Genomic DNA, 15,995 nt, shown 5'->3' with positions numbered 1-15,995 from the left:
GCGGCGCATCATCCTCCTGCTTCGGCCGGTTGCGTGGCTTCGAGGAGTTCGGCGAGTTCCACGAGGTCGGTGCCGGTGAGACGGGGGAGGGCGCAGCCGGAGAGGGTGCGGCAGGTGTCGCGCCAGGACGCGGGGATCGTGGCGCCGCCGCCCAGGGCGCCGGTGAGCGCGCCGGCCAGGGCGGGCGCGGAGTCGGCCACCCGGGACAGGCAGGCGGCGGCGGGCACGGCCTCCGCGATCCGGCCCTGGGCGGCGGTGGTCAGGGCGAGGGCCACGGGGACGGTCTCGGCGGCGGCGATGCCGTAGCTGTAGACGTGGTCGACGATCTGGTGCTCCAGGTGCGGGACCAGTGCGAAGGCGCTGTCGGCGTCGCGGGCGAGGGCCAGGGCGTGGCGGGCGTTGCGGCCGATCTCGGTCGTGGGCGGGAGTTCGGCCAGGGCGGCGGCGACGCAGGTGTCGGGGTCCGCGCCGGACAGGGCGAGGGCGAGGGCGGCGGCCATGGCGCGGGCGCCGTGCACGCCGTCGCCGTCCTGGGTGTAGCGGGCGTCGAACTCGGCCAGCTCCGCGGCGAGTCGCGGGTCGCCGGGGTGGGCGACGGCGAGGACGCAGGCGCGGACGCAGGCGGCGTCGTCGAAGTAGTGCGGGTTGTCGTGGCCGGTGGCGGGCGGGCGGAGCCCGGCGGCCAGGTTGCCGAGGCCCGCGCGGACGGAGATACGGGCGCGCAGCGGGAGTACGGCGGACTCGACCTCGGGGGCGCGGTCGGCCGCGGCGGCGACCTCGCTGGCCACGGCGTTCCAGGTGAGGTCGATCGCCGCGCGCATCCGGCGGTGGCGGCTGAGGTCGCCGAGGACGGTGTCGTCGCCGGCGCGGAGTACGGCCTCGGCGGCGAAGGCCGCCCACTCGGCGTCGTCGGAGGGGCCGAGGCGCAGCGGCTCGGGGGGCTGGTTGAGGGCGATGGGGACGGGGAGGGTGGTGGTGGCGTTCTGTTCGGCGAAGGTGTCGAGTTCGCGGGTGAGGCGGCGGGTCCACTCCGGCATCCGGGCGGCTCGGTGGCGGGCGGCGGGCCAGCCGGCGGCGTCGCCCGCGGCGAGGCCGAGGAGGAGGCCCTCGATTCTGCGGAGTCTCGGTCCTGCCCAAGGGGCTTCGCCCCCTGGACCCCCGTCGGCCCGAAGGGTCTCGTCCTCAAACGCCGGACGGGCCGGGTGGTGCGGGGTTTCGTCGTCCAGGGCCAGGCCGGTCGAGGGGGTCGTGGGGTGGTCCTCGAACGCCGGACGGGCCGGGTTGGGCGGGGCCTCGTCCAGGTAGAGGGAGGAAGAGTCGAGGGGCTCCGGGGTCATGCGGGGGTCTCCGTTTCCGCGGTGTCCGACGCCAGGACGTACTCGCCCGGGGTGAGGAGGTCCGCCACGTCCAGGACGTGGTGGCCGCGCATCGCCGGCAGGCAGGTGCCCCGGGCCGGGCCGATGGCCGCCGCCCAGTCGGCGGGGACCGCCGAGGCGCCCTGGGTCGCACCGGACAGAGCGCCCGCCACGGCCGCCGTGGTGTCGGCGTCCCGCCCCATGTTCACCGCGGTCAGCACGGACTGGACGAAGTCGCCGTCGGCCGCCGCGTACGCGCCGAAGGCCAGGGCCACCGCCTCGGGGGCCAGGTCGGTCCAGGGGTAGCCGCCGATGACCACCGCGGAGCGGACCGCCCGCTCGCCCCGGTGGGCCACCGCCACCGCCCGGCGCAGCGAACGGGCCGTCCAGGAGTCGTCGGGGACCACCGCGAGCGCGGAGGCCACCACCGCGATGGCCGGGGCGCCCGCCATCGCCGCCGCGACGCCCGCCGCCACCGCCTGGCCGCCGTAGATGCCCTCGCCGTCGTGGCTGACCGAGCCGTCGATGGCGACCAGGCGCGCCGCCTCGGCCGGGCGGCCCGCGGCGAAGACGCCGAACGGCGCCGCCCGCATCGCCAGCCCGTCGCTCCAGGCGTGCCGGTGCTGGGCGGAGATGGGGGCGGCGAGGCCGCGCCGCAGGTTCTCCAGGGTGCCGCGCTCGCTGAAGCCCGCGCCGCGGAAGGGGCCCTCGTCCCGGTCCGCGATCCACTCGTGCCAGGCCGCCTCCACATGCGCCGGGGTGAGCGCGGAACCGTGCCGGGCGAGCAGCAGCCCGGAGAAGATCGCGTACTCGGTGTCGTCGGTGCCGGACGGGCGGTCCACCACGTACCCCGTGATGCGGCCCCAGCGGGCCCGGATCTCCGACGGCTTCATGTTCTCCGCCGGGGCGCCGAGCGCGTCGCCCACCGCGAGACCGAGGAGCGCGCCGCGCGCCCTGTCGTGGAGTTCGGCGGCGTCCCCCGGCGCCGGGACCGAGGGAATGCAGGCGGTCGATGCCATGTGCGGCCTCTCCTCCGGGGGCTCGCAGGGCGCGGAGCCCTTTGCGCATGTGTCCCACGGGAGGGGGGCACCAGAGCCTCTCCGGTCCCAGCGTCACCCGGTCGACATCTGTGCGGACTCCATATCGAATGAGCGCTCGGATGGAAAACCGCAGGTTAGCCCAGCCTTTCCTTGCTGGCGGGAGGGGAATGCGAGGCGTAGATTGGGGGTTGTCAAAGTGTGGAACTTGTCCAAACTTAGCCTCACCTAAGCACTAGGGGGACCCCTTTCATGGCGATCATCGAGACCGAGGCCGCGCTCCACGAGGCGCACCGCGACAACCACACCCACCGTGATGTCAACGGCGGCTGGCTGCGCCCCGCCGTCTTCGGTGCCATGGACGGGCTCGTCTCCAACCTCGCCCTGATGACCGGTGTCGCCGGCGGGCAGGTCGGCCATCAGACCGTGGTGCTGACCGGCCTCGCGGGGCTGGCGGCCGGCGCCTTCTCCATGGCCGCGGGTGAGTACACCTCCGTCGCCTCGCAGCGCGAGCTGGTCGAGGCGGAGCTGGACGTGGAGCGACGGGAGCTGCGCAAGCACCCCGAGGACGAGCAGGCCGAGCTGGCCGCCCTGTACCGGTCGCGCGGGGTCGAGCCCGCCCTCGCGGCCGAAGTGGCCCGGCAGCTGTCCCGGGACCCTGAGCAGGCGCTGGAGATACACGCCCGTGAGGAGCTGGGGATCGACCCGGGCGACCTGCCCTCGCCCGCCGTCGCCGCCGTGTCCTCCTTCGGTGCCTTCGCGCTGGGCGCCCTGCTGCCCGTACTGCCCTATCTGTTCGGTGCCACCGCGCTCTGGCCCGCCGTGCTGCTCGCCCTCTTCGGGCTCTTCGCCTGCGGTGCGGTCGTGGCCCAGGTGACGGCGCGGACCTGGTGGTACAGCGGTTTGCGCCAGCTTGCCCTGGGTGGTGCCGCCGCCGGTGTGACGTACGCCCTGGGCAGCCTGTTCGGAATCGCCGTAGGATAGCGAACTGGAACTTATGCGTTGGGCCGCATAAATAACCGTTACTCGCTGGTTTCGAACGCTTAACCACCGGGCATGAGCCGTAAGCGCTGTGGGCAATGGTGCCTGCCGCGCACCTGTGCGAGAAGGGCGACGACGCCCCCCTCGCCGCCGTCCGACGGGCACCGATCTGATCGATCTTGCCCCAGTCGGTCCCCCCTGACTTCCGGCCGCCGAGCGCGGCCCCGCCGTCACCCCCCGGCGTCCGCATTTTGGAATGGTCTATCCGCTTCCCGAGAACCATCCCATCATGTAACCTGCACGAAATTTTGATCTCCTAGCAGATCACCCGCAGAGGGCCAACGTCGTCCCTCGGCACCAGCTCTATGCCACTGACGACGACGGGAGAGCCGATGCGTACGGCGCGCCCCACCGCGAGCGACCACCTGAACTGGTCGTTCATGGATGCTCGCCCTGCTGCGCAGGGTATGTACGACCCCCGCAACGAGCACGACGCCTGCGGCGTCGGCTTCGTGGCCACCCTCACCGGCGAGGCGAGCCACGCGCTGGTCGAGCAGGCGCTCACGGTTCTGCGCAACCTGGAGCACCGCGGTGCCACCGGCTCCGAGCCCGACTCGGGTGACGGCGCGGGCATCCTGTCCCAGGTTCCGGACAGTTTCTTCCGTGATGTGGCCGGCTTCGAGCTGCCCGCGGCCGGTGCGTACGCCGTCGGTATCGCCTTCCTCCCGGAGGAGGGCACCGCGGACGCCGTCTCACGCATCGAGACGATCGCCGACGAGGAGGGGCTCACCGTCCTCGGCTGGCGCGAGGTCCCCGTCGCCCCCGAACTGCTGGGCGCCACCGCCCGCTCGACGATGCCGGTCTTCCGGCAGATCTTCGTCGGCGACGGCGCCTCGGAGGGCATCGACCTCGACCGCCGCGCGTTCGTGCTGCGCAAGCGCGCCGAGCGCGAGGCCGACGTCTACTTCCCGTCGCTGTCGGCCCGCACCATCGTCTACAAGGGCATGCTGACCACCGGCCAGCTGGAGCCCTTCTTCCCGGACCTGTCCGACCGCCGCTTCGCCTCCGCGATCGCGCTCGTGCACTCCCGGTTCTCCACCAACACCTTCCCGTCGTGGCCGCTCGCCCACCCGTACCGCTTCGTCGCGCACAACGGTGAGATCAACACCGTCAAGGGCAACCGCAACTGGATGCGCGCCCGGGAGTCGCAGCTCGTCTCCGACCTGTTCGGCGAGCGCGAGCTGGACCGTGTCTTCCCGGTCTGCACCCCGGACGCCTCCGACTCCGCGTCCTTCGACGAGGTCCTCGAACTGCTGCACCTGGGCGGCCGTTCGCTGCCGCACTCGGTGCTGATGATGATCCCGGAGGCGTGGGAGAACCACGACTCCATGGACCCGGCCCGGCGCGCGTTCTACCAGTTCCACTCCACGATGATGGAGCCCTGGGACGGCCCGGCCTGTGTCACCTTCACCGACGGCAAGCAGGTCGGCGCCGTGCTGGACCGCAACGGTCTGCGCCCCGGCCGCTACTGGGTCACCGACGAGGGCCTGGTCGTCCTCGGCTCCGAGGTCGGCGTCCTCGACATCGACCCCGCCAAGGTCGTCCGCAAGGGACGCCTCCAGCCCGGCCGGATGTTCCTCGTCGACACCGTCGAGCACCGCATCATCGAGGACGACGAGATCAAGGCGCAGCTCGCCGCCGAGGCGCCGTACGCCGAGTGGCTCGAAGCCGGTGAGATCGAGCTGTCCGACCTGCCCGAGCGTGAGCACATCGTGCACACCCACGCCTCGGTCACCCGCCGCCAGCAGACCTTCGGCTACACCGAGGAGGAGCTGCGGGTCCTCCTCGCGCCGATGGCCAAGGCCGGTGCCGAGCCGATCGGTTCGATGGGCACCGACTCGCCGATCGCCGCGCTCAGCGAGCGCCCGCGCCTGCTCTTCGACTACTTCACCCAGCTGTTCGCGCAGGTCACCAACCCGCCGCTGGACGCCATCCGGGAGGAGCTGGTCACCTCCCTGCGCTCCTCGCTCGGCCCGGCCGGCAACCTGCTCGACCCGACGGCCGCCTCCTGCCGCTCGGTCACCCTGCCCTTCCCGGTGATCGACAACGACGAGCTGGCCAAGCTCATCCACATCAACGCCGACGGCGACATGCCCGGCTTCAAGGCCGCGACCCTGTCCGGTCTGTACCGGGTCTCCGGCGGCGGCGACTCCCTCGCCGCGCGCATCGAGGAGATCTGCGCCGAGGCCGACGCCGCCATCGAGAACGGCGCCCGCCTGATCGTCCTGTCGGACCGGCACTCCGACGCCGAGCACGCGCCGATCCCCTCGCTGCTGCTCACCGCCGCCGTCCACCACCACCTCATCCGCACCAAGCAGCGCACCCACGTGGGCCTGCTGGTCGAGGCCGGTGACGTCCGCGAGGTCCACCACGTCGCCCTGCTCATCGGCTTCGGCGCCGCCGCCGTCAACCCCTACCTGGCGATGGAGTCGGTCGAGGACCTGGTCCGGGCCGGCACCTTCCTGCCCGGCATGGAGCCCGAGAAGGCCATCCGCAACCTGATCCACGCCCTGGGCAAGGGCGTGCTGAAGGTCATGTCGAAGATGGGCATCTCGACCGTCGCCTCCTACCGCGGCGCCCAGGTCTTCGAGGCCGTCGGCCTCGACCAGGCGTTCGTGGAGAAGTACTTCAACGGCACCGCGACCAAGATCGGCGGCGTCGGCATCGACGTCGTCGCCAAGGAGGTCGCCGCCCGCCACGCCAAGGCCTACCCCGCCTCCGGCATCGCCCCGGCGCACCGCGCGCTGGAGATCGGCGGCGAGTACCAGTGGCGCCGCGAGGGCGAGCCGCACCTGTTCGACCCGGACACGGTCTTCCGCCTCCAGCACTCCACCCGCACCGCGCGCTACGACATCTTCAAGCAGTACACGGACCGGGTGAACGAGCAGTCCGAGCGCCTGATGACGCTCCGCGGCCTGTTCGGCTTCAAGTCCGACCGCCCGTCGATCCCCGTCGACGAGGTCGAGCCGGTCTCCGAGATCGTCAAGCGCTTCTCCACCGGCGCCATGTCGTACGGCTCCATCTCCAAGGAGGCGCACGAGACCCTCGCCATCGCCATGAACCAGCTGGGCGGCAAGTCCAACACCGGTGAGGGCGGCGAGGACCCCGAGCGCCTGTACGACCCGGCGCGGCGTTCGTCGATCAAGCAGGTCGCCTCCGGCCGCTTCGGTGTGACCTCCGAGTACCTGGTCAACGCCGACGACATCCAGATCAAGATGGCCCAGGGCGCCAAGCCCGGCGAGGGCGGTCAGCTGCCCGGCCACAAGGTCTACCCGTGGGTCGCCAAGACCCGGCACTCGACGCCCGGTGTGGGCCTGATCTCCCCGCCGCCGCACCACGACATCTACTCCATCGAGGACCTCGCCCAGCTGATCCACGACCTGAAGAACGCGAACCCGCAGGCGCGGATTCACGTGAAGCTGGTCTCCGAGGTCGGCGTCGGCACGGTCGCCGCGGGCGTCTCCAAGGCCCACGCGGACGTGGTCCTGATCTCCGGTCACGACGGCGGCACCGGCGCCTCCCCGCTGACCTCGCTCAAGCACGCGGGCGGCCCCTGGGAGCTGGGCCTCGCCGAGACCCAGCAGACCCTGCTGCTCAACGGCCTGCGCGACCGCATCGTGGTGCAGACCGACGGTCAGCTGAAGACCGGCCGCGACGTCGTCATCGCCGCGCTGCTCGGCGCCGAGGAGTTCGGTTTCGCGACCGCGCCGCTCGTCGTCTCCGGCTGCGTCATGATGCGCGTCTGCCACCTGGACACCTGCCCGGTCGGCATCGCCACCCAGAACCCGACCCTCAGGGACCGGTTCTCCGGCAAGGCCGAGTACGTCGTGAACTTCTTCCGGTTCATCGCCGAGGAGGTCCGCGAGATCCTCGCCGAGCTGGGCTTCCGCTCCATCGAGGAGGCCGTCGGCCACGCCGAGACGCTCGACGTCACCCGCGCGGTCGACCACTGGAAGGCACAGGGCCTGGACCTGGCCCCGCTGTTCCACGTGCCCGAGCTGCCCGAGGGCGCGGTCCGCCACCAGCTGGTCGAGCAGGACCACGGACTGGAGAAGGCGCTCGACAACGAGCTGATCAAGCTCGCCGCCGACGCCCTCGCCGCCGACTCCGCCACCGACGCCCAGCCGGTCCGCGCGCAGATCGCCATCCGCAACATCAACCGCACGGTCGGCACCATGCTCGGCCACGAGGTGACGAAGAAGTTCGGCGGCGCGGGCCTGCCCGACGACACCGTCGACATCACCTTCACCGGCTCGGCCGGCCAGTCCTTCGGCGCCTTCCTGCCGCGCGGTGTCACCCTCCGCCTGGAGGGCGACGCCAACGACTACGTCGGCAAGGGCCTCTCCGGCGGCCGCGTGATCGTCCGCCCGGACCGGGGCGCCGACCACCTCGCCGAGTACTCCACCATCGCGGGCAACACCATCGCCTACGGCGCGACCGGCGGCGAGCTGTTCCTGCGCGGCCGGACCGGTGAGCGGTTCTGCGTCCGCAACTCCGGTGCCCTGGTGGTCTCCGAGGGCGTGGGCGACCACGGCTGCGAGTACATGACCGGCGGCCACGCGGTGGTCCTCGGCGAGACGGGCCGCAACTTCGCGGCCGGCATGTCCGGCGGTGTCGCCTACGTCATCGACCTCGACAAGGACAACGTCAACGTCGGCAACCTCGACGCGGTCGAGGCCCTCACCGACGAGGACCGGCAGTGGCTGCACGACGTGGTGCGCCGGCACGCCGAGGAGACCGGCTCCACGGTCGCCGAGAAGCTGCTCGCCGACTGGGACGCGTCCGCCGAGCGCTTCAGCAAGATCATCCCCAGCACGTACAAGGCAGTGCTCGCCGCCAAGGACGCCGCCGAGCGAGCCGGTCTCACCGAGACCGAGATCACCGAGAAGATGATGGAGGCGGCGACCAATGGCTGATCCCAAGGGCTTTCTCAACCACGGGCGCGAGGTCGCCAAGTCCCGCCCCGTCGGGGAGCGGCTGCGTGACTGGAACGAGGTCTACGTCCCCGGCTCCCTGCTGCCGATCATCAGCAAGCAGGCCAGCCGCTGCATGGACTGCGGCATCCCGTTCTGCCACAACGGCTGTCCGCTCGGGAACCTGATCCCGGAGTGGAACGACTACGCCTACCGCGAGGACTGGACGGCCGCCTCCGACCGCCTGCACGCGACCAACAACTTCCCGGAGTTCACCGGTCGCCTCTGCCCGGCCCCCTGTGAGTCGGCGTGCGTGCTCGGCATCAACCAGCCGGCCGTCACCATCAAGAACGTCGAGGTCTCGATCATCGACAAGGCGTGGGAGACCGGTGACGTCGCCCCGCAGGCCCCCGAGCGGCTCTCCGGCAAGACCGTCGCCGTCATCGGCTCCGGCCCCGCCGGCCTGGCCGCCGCCCAGCAGCTGACCCGGGCCGGCCACACCGTCGCCGTCTACGAGCGCGCCGACCGCGTCGGCGGACTGCTGCGCTACGGCATCCCCGAGTTCAAGATGGAGAAGCGGCACATCAACCGCCGTATCGAGCAGATGCGCGCGGAGGGCACCCGCTTCCGGACCGGTATCGAGATCGGCCGCGACCTCAAGGCGACCGACCTCAGGAAGCGCTACGACGCCGTCGTGATCGCAGCCGGCTCCACCACCGCCCGCGACCTGCCCGTCCCCGGCCGCGAACTCAAGGGCATCCACCAGGCCATGGAGTACCTGCCGCTGGCCAACAAGGTCCAGGAGGGCGACTACGTCGCCCCGCCGATCTCCGCCGAGGGCAAGCACGTCGTCGTCATCGGCGGCGGCGACACCGGCGCCGACTGCGTGGGCACCGCCCACCGCCAGGGCGCCGCCTCGGTGACGCAGCTGGAGATCATGCCCCGCCCGAACGACGAGCGGAACAAGGTCTCCCAGCCCTGGCCGACCTTCCCGATGCTCTACAAGGTCACCTCCGCGCACGAGGAGGGCGGCGAGCGGGTCTACTCCGTCTCGACCACCCACTTCGAGGGCGACGAGGACGGCAACGTACAGTGGCTGCACCTGTCCGAGGTGGAGTTCGTCGACGGCAGGCTCACCCCGAAGCCGGGCACCGAGCGGAAGATCCCCGCTCAGCTGGTCACCCTGGCGATGGGCTTCACCGGCATCGACCGGGAGAACGGTCTGGTCGAGCAGTTCGGCCTGGACCTCGACGAGCGCGGCAACGTCGCCCGCGACGCCGAGTTCCAGACCAACGTGCCCGGCGTGTTCGTCGCCGGTGACGCCGGCCGCGGCCAGTCGCTGATCGTGTGGGCCATCGCCGAGGGCCGCTCCGCCGCCCGCGGTGTGGACCGCTTCCTGACCGGGGCCAGCGACCTGCCGGCCCCGATCCGCCCGACCGACCGGGCCCTGACGGTCTGACGGTCCTCCCGCGAGGACCGCTCAAGAAACGTCCCGTACAAAGGCGTACGGAACACTGATGGCGTCTGCCCCCCTGTCCCCGACCGGACGACCGGGCAGACGCCGTCGCATGTCCACCGGGCCGCGAGCACGGCCTAGGGAAGTTCGTAGCGCTCTCCGTACATCCGCCAGGTCAGCGGGGTGCGCAGCTCCAGGTTGCCGTTGTACAGCCACTCCCGCTGCGCGGTGTCGATGCGGGAGGTGTCCGCCGTGGACTTCTTGCGGAGCATGGCCTGCTTGCGGATGTCGAGGAAGACGTCGAGGTACGCCTTCTCCGAGCCGCCCTTGGCGGGCAGCTTCGCCTCGTGCAGGGCCCGCTCGCGCAGACCGTAGAAGCCGTTCGGGCTCGGGTCCGGGCCGTGCAGGACCATCGCGTCGAAGTAGATGAACTGCCCGAGCGGGCCGAGGCCGTCGAGCTTGGCGAGGCGGACCGCGGGGTCGAAGTAGACGCGGTCGCGCTCCTCGTCCTGGGCGTCGCGGAACTCCTGCCGCTGCGACTCCGCCTTCCAGGCCGCGGGGAAGCCCTCCAGGCCCGCGTGCGAGTCCGTGCCGTCCACCTCGCGCAGCGCGGGCAGGAAGCGGGCCAGGCCGTTCTCCGGGTGCGCCTCGGTGTACCGCTCGACCAGGACGAGCAGGTCGTGGGTGCCGGTGCAGAAGCCGACCACGCCGGCCGTGTAGCCGCACCCGTCGGCGTTGTCCTCCACGCTGCCGTAGCCCAGGCGCCAGTTCAGGCTGGAGAACTCGGCGGTGGCCGTGATCTTCAGGGCGAGTTCCTTCGCGACGGGCGCCGCGAGGCCGGGCGGGAGGCTCGCGAGGGTCTTCTCGTCCGCGGCGCGTTCCGTCTCCGCCCGCTCCTTCGCCTCCTCACGGGCCAGCTGGGACGCCGAGATGGGGCTCGCCGGGCTCTGCGCGGAGTCGGTCGGCATCAGGAAGTACGCCGCCGCCGTGAGGGCGACGGGCACCGCCGCGAACACCAGGATTCCCTTGCGTCTCACTTGAGCCCTCCCACTCGTATCGCCGCCGCCAGGACCAGCAGCGCCAGGACCGCCGCACAGGCCGCCCCCTGGATCACCGTCCGCCGCGGACCGCGCGGCACGTACGCGTACGCCGCCGCCACCGCCCCGCCGGTCAGCAGTCCGCCCAGATGCCCCTGCCAGGAGGTCAGCCCCGCCGACAGCAGCAGCCACAGCAGCAGGAACCCCATGAACCGGTTGACCCCGCGCATGTCGGCGCCGATCCGGCGGGCCAGCACGTAGTACGCGGCACCCAGACCGAAGACCGCGCCGGACGCGCCCAGCGAGGACTCCCCGGGGTCGGCCAGCAGCAGCGCGCAGACGGAACCGCCGAGCGCCGAGAGCAGGTACAGCGCCAGATACCGGGACCGGCCGAGCATGGGCTCCACGACCCGGCCCAGCGTCCACAGCGAGACCATGTTCATCACGATGTGCAGCAGCCCGAAGGTGCCCCCGGTCGGCTCCAGGTGCAGGAACGCGCCGGTGATCAGCCGCTCCCACTCCCCGGCGACGACACCCTCGGCCCGGAAGCCGTCCGGGTACGGCGACTGGTACACGTAGAGGCCGCCGTCCGGGCCCACCAGCCGCGCCGCGACCAGGGAGAACCGTTCGACGATCTCCGGCCGCACCACCTCCGCCAGGTACGCCAGCACGTTCAGGGCGATCAGCGCGATCGTCACCACCGGCGGGCCCGAGATCCGGCCGCCGACGACGGTGCGCGCCTGCCGGACCGACCGGGCGCCCTCCCGTACGCACTCCACGCACTGGTGGCCCACGGCCGCCTCGCGCATGCAGTCCGGGCAGATGTACCGCTCGCAGCGGACGCAGCGAACATGCGACTCCACCGCCGGATGGCGGTAGCAGGTGGTCACGGCGGACTCGGGTTCCAAGCCGGCTCTCCTCGACGGGCATGTGGACGGACTGTGAGCCGGTGGGGCGGCGGCGAACAAAATAACGAACACCTGTGGACAGGGGGAGAGGCGGGTCGGCGGTGACGTAGCCTCGGCAGCCTGACGGTCGAGATCCAGGGGGAGCAGGATGGCCGCTATCAGTCTCAGCAAGGTGCGGGAGACCGCGCCCGCGCTGGTCGGTCCGTACACGAGCGCCGGGGTGTCACTGGCCAAGCACGGCCTGGACGGGCTGCGGGCCGCGGTCTACCTCGTGATCGACTACTCCGGGTCGATGAAGCCGTACTACAAGGACGGCAGTGTGCAGGCGCTCGCCGACCGGGTGCTCGGTCTCTCCGCGCACCTCGACGACGACGGGCGGGTGCCGGTGGTGTTCTTCTCCACCGACGTCGACGCCGAGACCGACATCGCCCTCGCCGACCACCAGGGGCGGATCGACCGGATCGTGGCCGGGCTCGGCCACATGGGCAAGACCAGCTACCACCTGGCCATGGACGCCGTCATCGACCACTACCTCGACAGCGGTTCCCGCGCGCCCGCCCTGGTGGTCTTCCAGACCGACGGCGGCCCGATCAACAAGCTCGCCGCGGAGCGGTACCTGTGCAAGGCGGCCCGGCTGCCGCTGTTCTGGCAGTTCATCGGCTTCGGCGACCCGAACAGCAAGCAGTTCGACTATCTCCGCAAGCTCGACGAGCTGTCCGTGCCGGACAAGCGGCCGGTGGACAACGCGGGCTTCTTCCACGCCGGACAGGACCCGCGCAAGGTGTCCGACGCGGACCTCTACGACCGCCTGGTGAGCGAGTTCCCGCAGTGGCTGACGGCCGCGCGGGCTCAGGGCATCCTCCCGCCGGGGGTCTGACGGGCCTCTTCTCACCAGTGGCGCACCGCTCCTCACCAGCGGCGGTCACCGCCCCTCAGCACGGCGTCCCGGCACTCGTCCGGGCCGCCCCAGGCGGTACGCAGGGCACGCGCCTTGGTCAGCCAGAGCGACAGGTCGCACTCCGAGGTGTAGCCGATCGCGCCGTGCAGCTGGAGCGCGGTGCGCGCGGTGGCGTACGCCGCCTCGCAGGCCGCGAGCTTGGCCGCGGCGACCTCGGCGGGGGACAGGGTGAGGGCGGCGCCGAGGACCAGCGGGCGGGCGAACTCCAGGGCGGTCATGGCGTCGGCGAGCCGATGCTTGACGGCCTGGAACGAGCCGACGGGGGCGCCGAACTGGGTGCGCCGGCGGACATGGGCGACGGTCCGGTCGAGCAGGGCGAGCCCCACGCCGAGGGACTGGGCGGCGGTGGCGAGCCGCGCGAGCGCGAGGGCGCGGTCGGTGGGCGGCTCGGTGGAGAGCGGTTCACCCCCCTTCGGTGTGATCGACCGTCCTGCGGGGGCGGGGGCGGGGGCGGGGGCGAGGGCGAGTGGTTCGGGATCCTCCAGCGTGGTCAGCCGCCGGGCGGGGTCCAGCGAGTGGCGCACGGGGCCGTGCCCGGCGCAGCGGAACAGGCCCTCGGAGGTGAGGAGGAGCCGCAGGTCGGCGACATCGCCGTCGAGGGCGTACGGGACGCGGCCTAGGCCGTGCCGCCCCTTCCCGGGGCTGTCGCGCCCGGTACTGAGCGCGGGCTGTCCGGGGGGTGCGTGCCCACTGGGCTGTCTGGGGGATGCGTGCCCACTGGGCTGTCTGGGGGGTGCGTGCCCACCGGGGTTGTCCTGCCGCCCGCCGTCGCCGCGTGCGCGTTCGCCCCGGCTGCCGGGCCCGGCGTCGGGTGCGCCCTCGTGCGGGTCGTCCGGGCCGGCGGCGGGTGTGCCCTCGTGCGGGATGTCCGGACCGGCGTCGGGTGCGCCCCCGTGTGGGTCGTCCGGGCCGGTGGCGGGTGTGCCCCAACCTCTGTCGCCAGGCCCGCCGCCGATGCCGTAGGCCATCGTTGCCATCAGTTCGCCGGAGACGAGGCGTTCGGTCAGTTTCGGGTCGGGGAGCAGGGCGGCCGCCGTCACCGTCTCCACCAGGGGGCCGGGGACCGCGTGCCGGCCCAGCTCCACGAAGGCCAGCGCGAGTTCCACGGGCCGCAGGCCGACCCCGCCCGCCTCCTCTTCGGCGGCGAGCGAGAACAGCCCCGCCCCGGCGAGGCGCCGCCACAGCGCCCGCCCGCCCGCGTGCTCGCCCCGGCTCCACTCCCGTACGACGGCCGGGGTGTCCGCGCGGCTCAGCATGGCGTCCAGGGAGGCCGCGAACGCCGACTGCTCGCGGTCGGGCAGGAACCGCATCAGCGCCGTCCCTTGGGCAGGCCCAGCAGGCGCTCGGCGATGATGTCCCGCTGGATCTCGTTCGTACCGGCGTAGATCGGGCCCGCGAGGGAGAAGACATAGCGCTCCGCCCAGTCGGAGTCGGCCAGTTCGCCCTCCTCGCCCAGCAGGTCCAGAGCCGTCTCGTGCAGGGCGATGTCGTACTCCGACCAGAAGACCTTGTTCAGGCTGGACTCGGGGCCCAGCCGCCCGCCGTCCAGGACCCGGGAGGCGGCGGCGAAGGTGAAGAGCCGGTGGGCGCGGGCGCCGACCAGGGCGTCGGCGACCCGGTCCCGCAGCGCGGCGGGGCGGCCCCGCTCCTCCCACAGCCGCAGCAGCCGGTCCGCGGCGGCGAGGAAGCGGCCCGACGAACGCAGCATCAGCCCCCGTTCGTTGCCCGCCGTGGACATCGCGATCCGCCATCCCTGGCCGGGCTCGCCGATCACGTCCTCGTCCGGTACGAAGACCTCGTCCAGGAACAGTTCGGCGAAGGCCGGCCTGCCGTCCAGCCGGCGGATCGGGCGGACGGTGACGCCGGGGGCCCGCAGGTCGAACATCAGGTAGACCAGGCCCTGGTGGGGGCTCGGCGCGTCAGGGTCGCTGCGGAACAGGCCGAACGCGCGGTCCGCGAAGGCGGCCCGGGACGACCAGGTCTTCTGGCCCGAGAGCAGCCAGCCGCCCCGGGCGCGCTCCGCCCGAGCCCGCAGCGACGCCAGGTCCGAGCCCGCCTCCGGCTCCGACCACGCCTGCGCCCAGACCACCTCCGCGGTGGCCATCGGGGGCAGCACCCGCGCGCGCTGCTCGGCGGTGCCGAAGTCGAACAGGGTCGGCGCGAGCAGGCTGATGCCGTTCTGCCCGACCCGGCCCGGTGCGCCGGCCGCGTAGTACTCCTCCTCGAACAGCAGCCACTGCACCAGCGAGGCACCCCGGCCGCCGTACTCCACCGGCCAGTGCACCACCGACCAGCGGTCCGCGGCGAGTTCGGCCTCCCACGCGCGGTGGGCCGCGAACCCCTCCTCGGTCTCCAGGGAGGGCAGCGGCGGGGACGGCACCCGGGCGCGCAGCCAGGTCCGGGCCTCGGCGCGCAGGGCCGTCTCCTCCTCGGTGAACGTGAGATCCATCGGCCGCCACTCCTTCCCTAACAAGTGTTTGGTAGGTTAGCGTGCCCCTATGACAGGCGTCGAGAGCCCGGCGTACGTCCCGGGGCACGGGCTGCTGAAGGGCCGTACCGCCGTCATCACGGCGGCCGCGGGAGCCGGCATCGGCGGGGCCACCGCCCGCCGCTTCCTGGAGGAGGGCGCCCGTGTGCTGGTCAGCGACGCGCACACCCGGCGGCTGGAGGAGCACGCGGCCGCGCTGACCGCGGAGTTCGGCGCCGACCGGGTCACGGCCGTGCCCTGCGACGTCACCGACGAGGACCAGGTGCGGAACCTCTTCGACACCGCCCTGGCCGACCACGGCAGGCTCGACGTCGTCGTCAACAACGCCGGACTCGGCGGGACTTCGACCCTGGTCGAGATGAGCGACGAACAGTGGTCGAGGGTGCTCGACGTGACCCTGGGCGGCACCTTCCGCTGCACCCGGGCCGCCCTGCGCCGGATGCGGGACACCGGCGGGGCGATCGTCAACAACGCCTCGGTCCTCGGCTGGCGGGCCCAGGCGGGCCAGGCCCACTACGCCGCCGCCAAGGCCGGCGTGATGGCACTGACCCGCTGCGCGGCGATCGAGGCCGTCGCCTACGGGGTGCGCGTCAACGCCGTCGCGCCCAGCCTCGCCCTGCACCCCCACCTCGCGAAGGTGACCTCGCCCGAACTCCTCGCGGAACTCACCGAGCGGGAGGCCCTCGGGCGGTACGCCGAACCCTGGGAGGTGGCCAACGCGATCGTCTTCCTGGCGTCCGGCTACTCCTCCTACCTCACCGGCGAGGTCGTCTCCGTCAGCAGCCAGCACCCGTAGGACGAG

11 protein-coding genes are annotated in these 15,995 nt (G+C 72.4%); 5 read left to right on the top strand and 6 right to left on the bottom strand.

All coding sequences use genetic code 11. The features are described from left to right. Positions 1 to 8: 8 nt before the first annotated feature. Entirely contained in the window at positions 9 to 1,337 is a 1,329-nt protein-coding gene (locus tag AB0E07_RS00320) for an ADP-ribosylglycohydrolase family protein (RefSeq protein WP_362244733.1), read from the bottom strand. Then, positions 1,334 to 2,374, bottom strand: coding sequence for an ADP-ribosylglycohydrolase family protein (locus AB0E07_RS00315; protein ID WP_362244731.1), 1,041 nt, complete (start codon positions 2,372 to 2,374; stop codon positions 1,334 to 1,336). The genes AB0E07_RS00320 and AB0E07_RS00315 overlap by 4 nt, the downstream gene beginning before the upstream one ends. Positions 2,375 to 2,644: 270 nt before the next feature. On the opposite strand from AB0E07_RS00315, the gene AB0E07_RS00310 reads away from it, so the two are divergent. The 3 genes from AB0E07_RS00310 to AB0E07_RS00300 all read left to right on the top strand — a co-directional run bounded on the left by AB0E07_RS00310 (position 2,645) and on the right by AB0E07_RS00300 (position 9,805). Further along, positions 2,645 to 3,376, top strand: coding sequence for a VIT1/CCC1 transporter family protein (locus AB0E07_RS00310; RefSeq protein ID WP_362244729.1), 732 nt, complete (start codon positions 2,645 to 2,647; stop codon positions 3,374 to 3,376). A 389-nt stretch (positions 3,377 to 3,765) separates the two neighbouring features. Then, positions 3,766 to 8,349 carry a glutamate synthase large subunit gene (gene gltB / locus AB0E07_RS00305; RefSeq protein ID WP_362244727.1) on the top strand — a complete coding sequence of 1,528 codons (4,584 nt, stop codon included), beginning with the start codon at positions 3,766 to 3,768 and terminating at the stop codon, positions 8,347 to 8,349. Further along, complete coding sequence (locus AB0E07_RS00300; RefSeq protein WP_362244725.1) at positions 8,342 to 9,805, top strand: glutamate synthase subunit beta; 1,464 nt, start codon at positions 8,342 to 8,344, stop codon at positions 9,803 to 9,805. Before gltB ends, AB0E07_RS00300 begins: the two co-directional genes overlap by 8 nt. A gap of 134 nt (positions 9,806 to 9,939) precedes the next feature. On the opposite strand, the gene AB0E07_RS00295 is transcribed toward AB0E07_RS00300, so the two are convergent. Then, positions 9,940 to 10,839, bottom strand: a complete 900-nt coding sequence (locus AB0E07_RS00295) for a chitosanase (RefSeq protein ID WP_362244723.1) — start codon at positions 10,837 to 10,839, stop codon at positions 9,940 to 9,942. Then, positions 10,836 to 11,747, bottom strand: a complete 912-nt coding sequence (locus tag AB0E07_RS00290; RefSeq protein ID WP_362244721.1) for a rhomboid family intramembrane serine protease — start codon at positions 11,745 to 11,747, stop codon at positions 10,836 to 10,838. Before AB0E07_RS00290 ends, AB0E07_RS00295 begins: the two co-directional genes overlap by 4 nt. 148 nt (positions 11,748 to 11,895) lie before the next feature. On the opposite strand from AB0E07_RS00290, the gene AB0E07_RS00285 reads away from it, so the two are divergent. After that, on the top strand, positions 11,896 to 12,624 hold the full coding sequence (locus tag AB0E07_RS00285) for a VWA domain-containing protein (protein WP_362244719.1): 729 nt from the start codon (positions 11,896 to 11,898) through the stop codon (positions 12,622 to 12,624). A 32-nt stretch (positions 12,625 to 12,656) separates the two neighbouring features. On the opposite strand, the gene AB0E07_RS00280 is transcribed toward AB0E07_RS00285, so the two are convergent. After that, entirely contained in the window at positions 12,657 to 14,015 is a 1,359-nt protein-coding gene (locus AB0E07_RS00280; RefSeq protein WP_362244717.1) for an acyl-CoA dehydrogenase, read from the bottom strand. Next, on the bottom strand, positions 14,015 to 15,154 hold the full coding sequence (locus AB0E07_RS00275; RefSeq protein ID WP_362244715.1) for an acyl-CoA dehydrogenase family protein: 1,140 nt from the start codon (positions 15,152 to 15,154) through the stop codon (positions 14,015 to 14,017). Before AB0E07_RS00275 ends, AB0E07_RS00280 begins: the two co-directional genes overlap by 1 nt. A 49-nt stretch (positions 15,155 to 15,203) precedes the next feature. Between AB0E07_RS00275 and AB0E07_RS00270 the strand changes: the two genes are divergently transcribed. Next, complete coding sequence (locus AB0E07_RS00270) at positions 15,204 to 15,989, top strand: SDR family oxidoreductase (protein WP_362244713.1); 786 nt, start codon at positions 15,204 to 15,206, stop codon at positions 15,987 to 15,989. Positions 15,990 to 15,995 lie beyond the last annotated feature (6 nt).

It is taken from the genome of Streptomyces sp. NPDC048002 (genome assembly GCF_040653275.1).
GTDB lineage: Bacteria > Actinomycetota > Actinomycetes > Streptomycetales > Streptomycetaceae > Streptomyces.
This window is presented reverse-complemented; position numbering and strand designations above follow the sequence as displayed.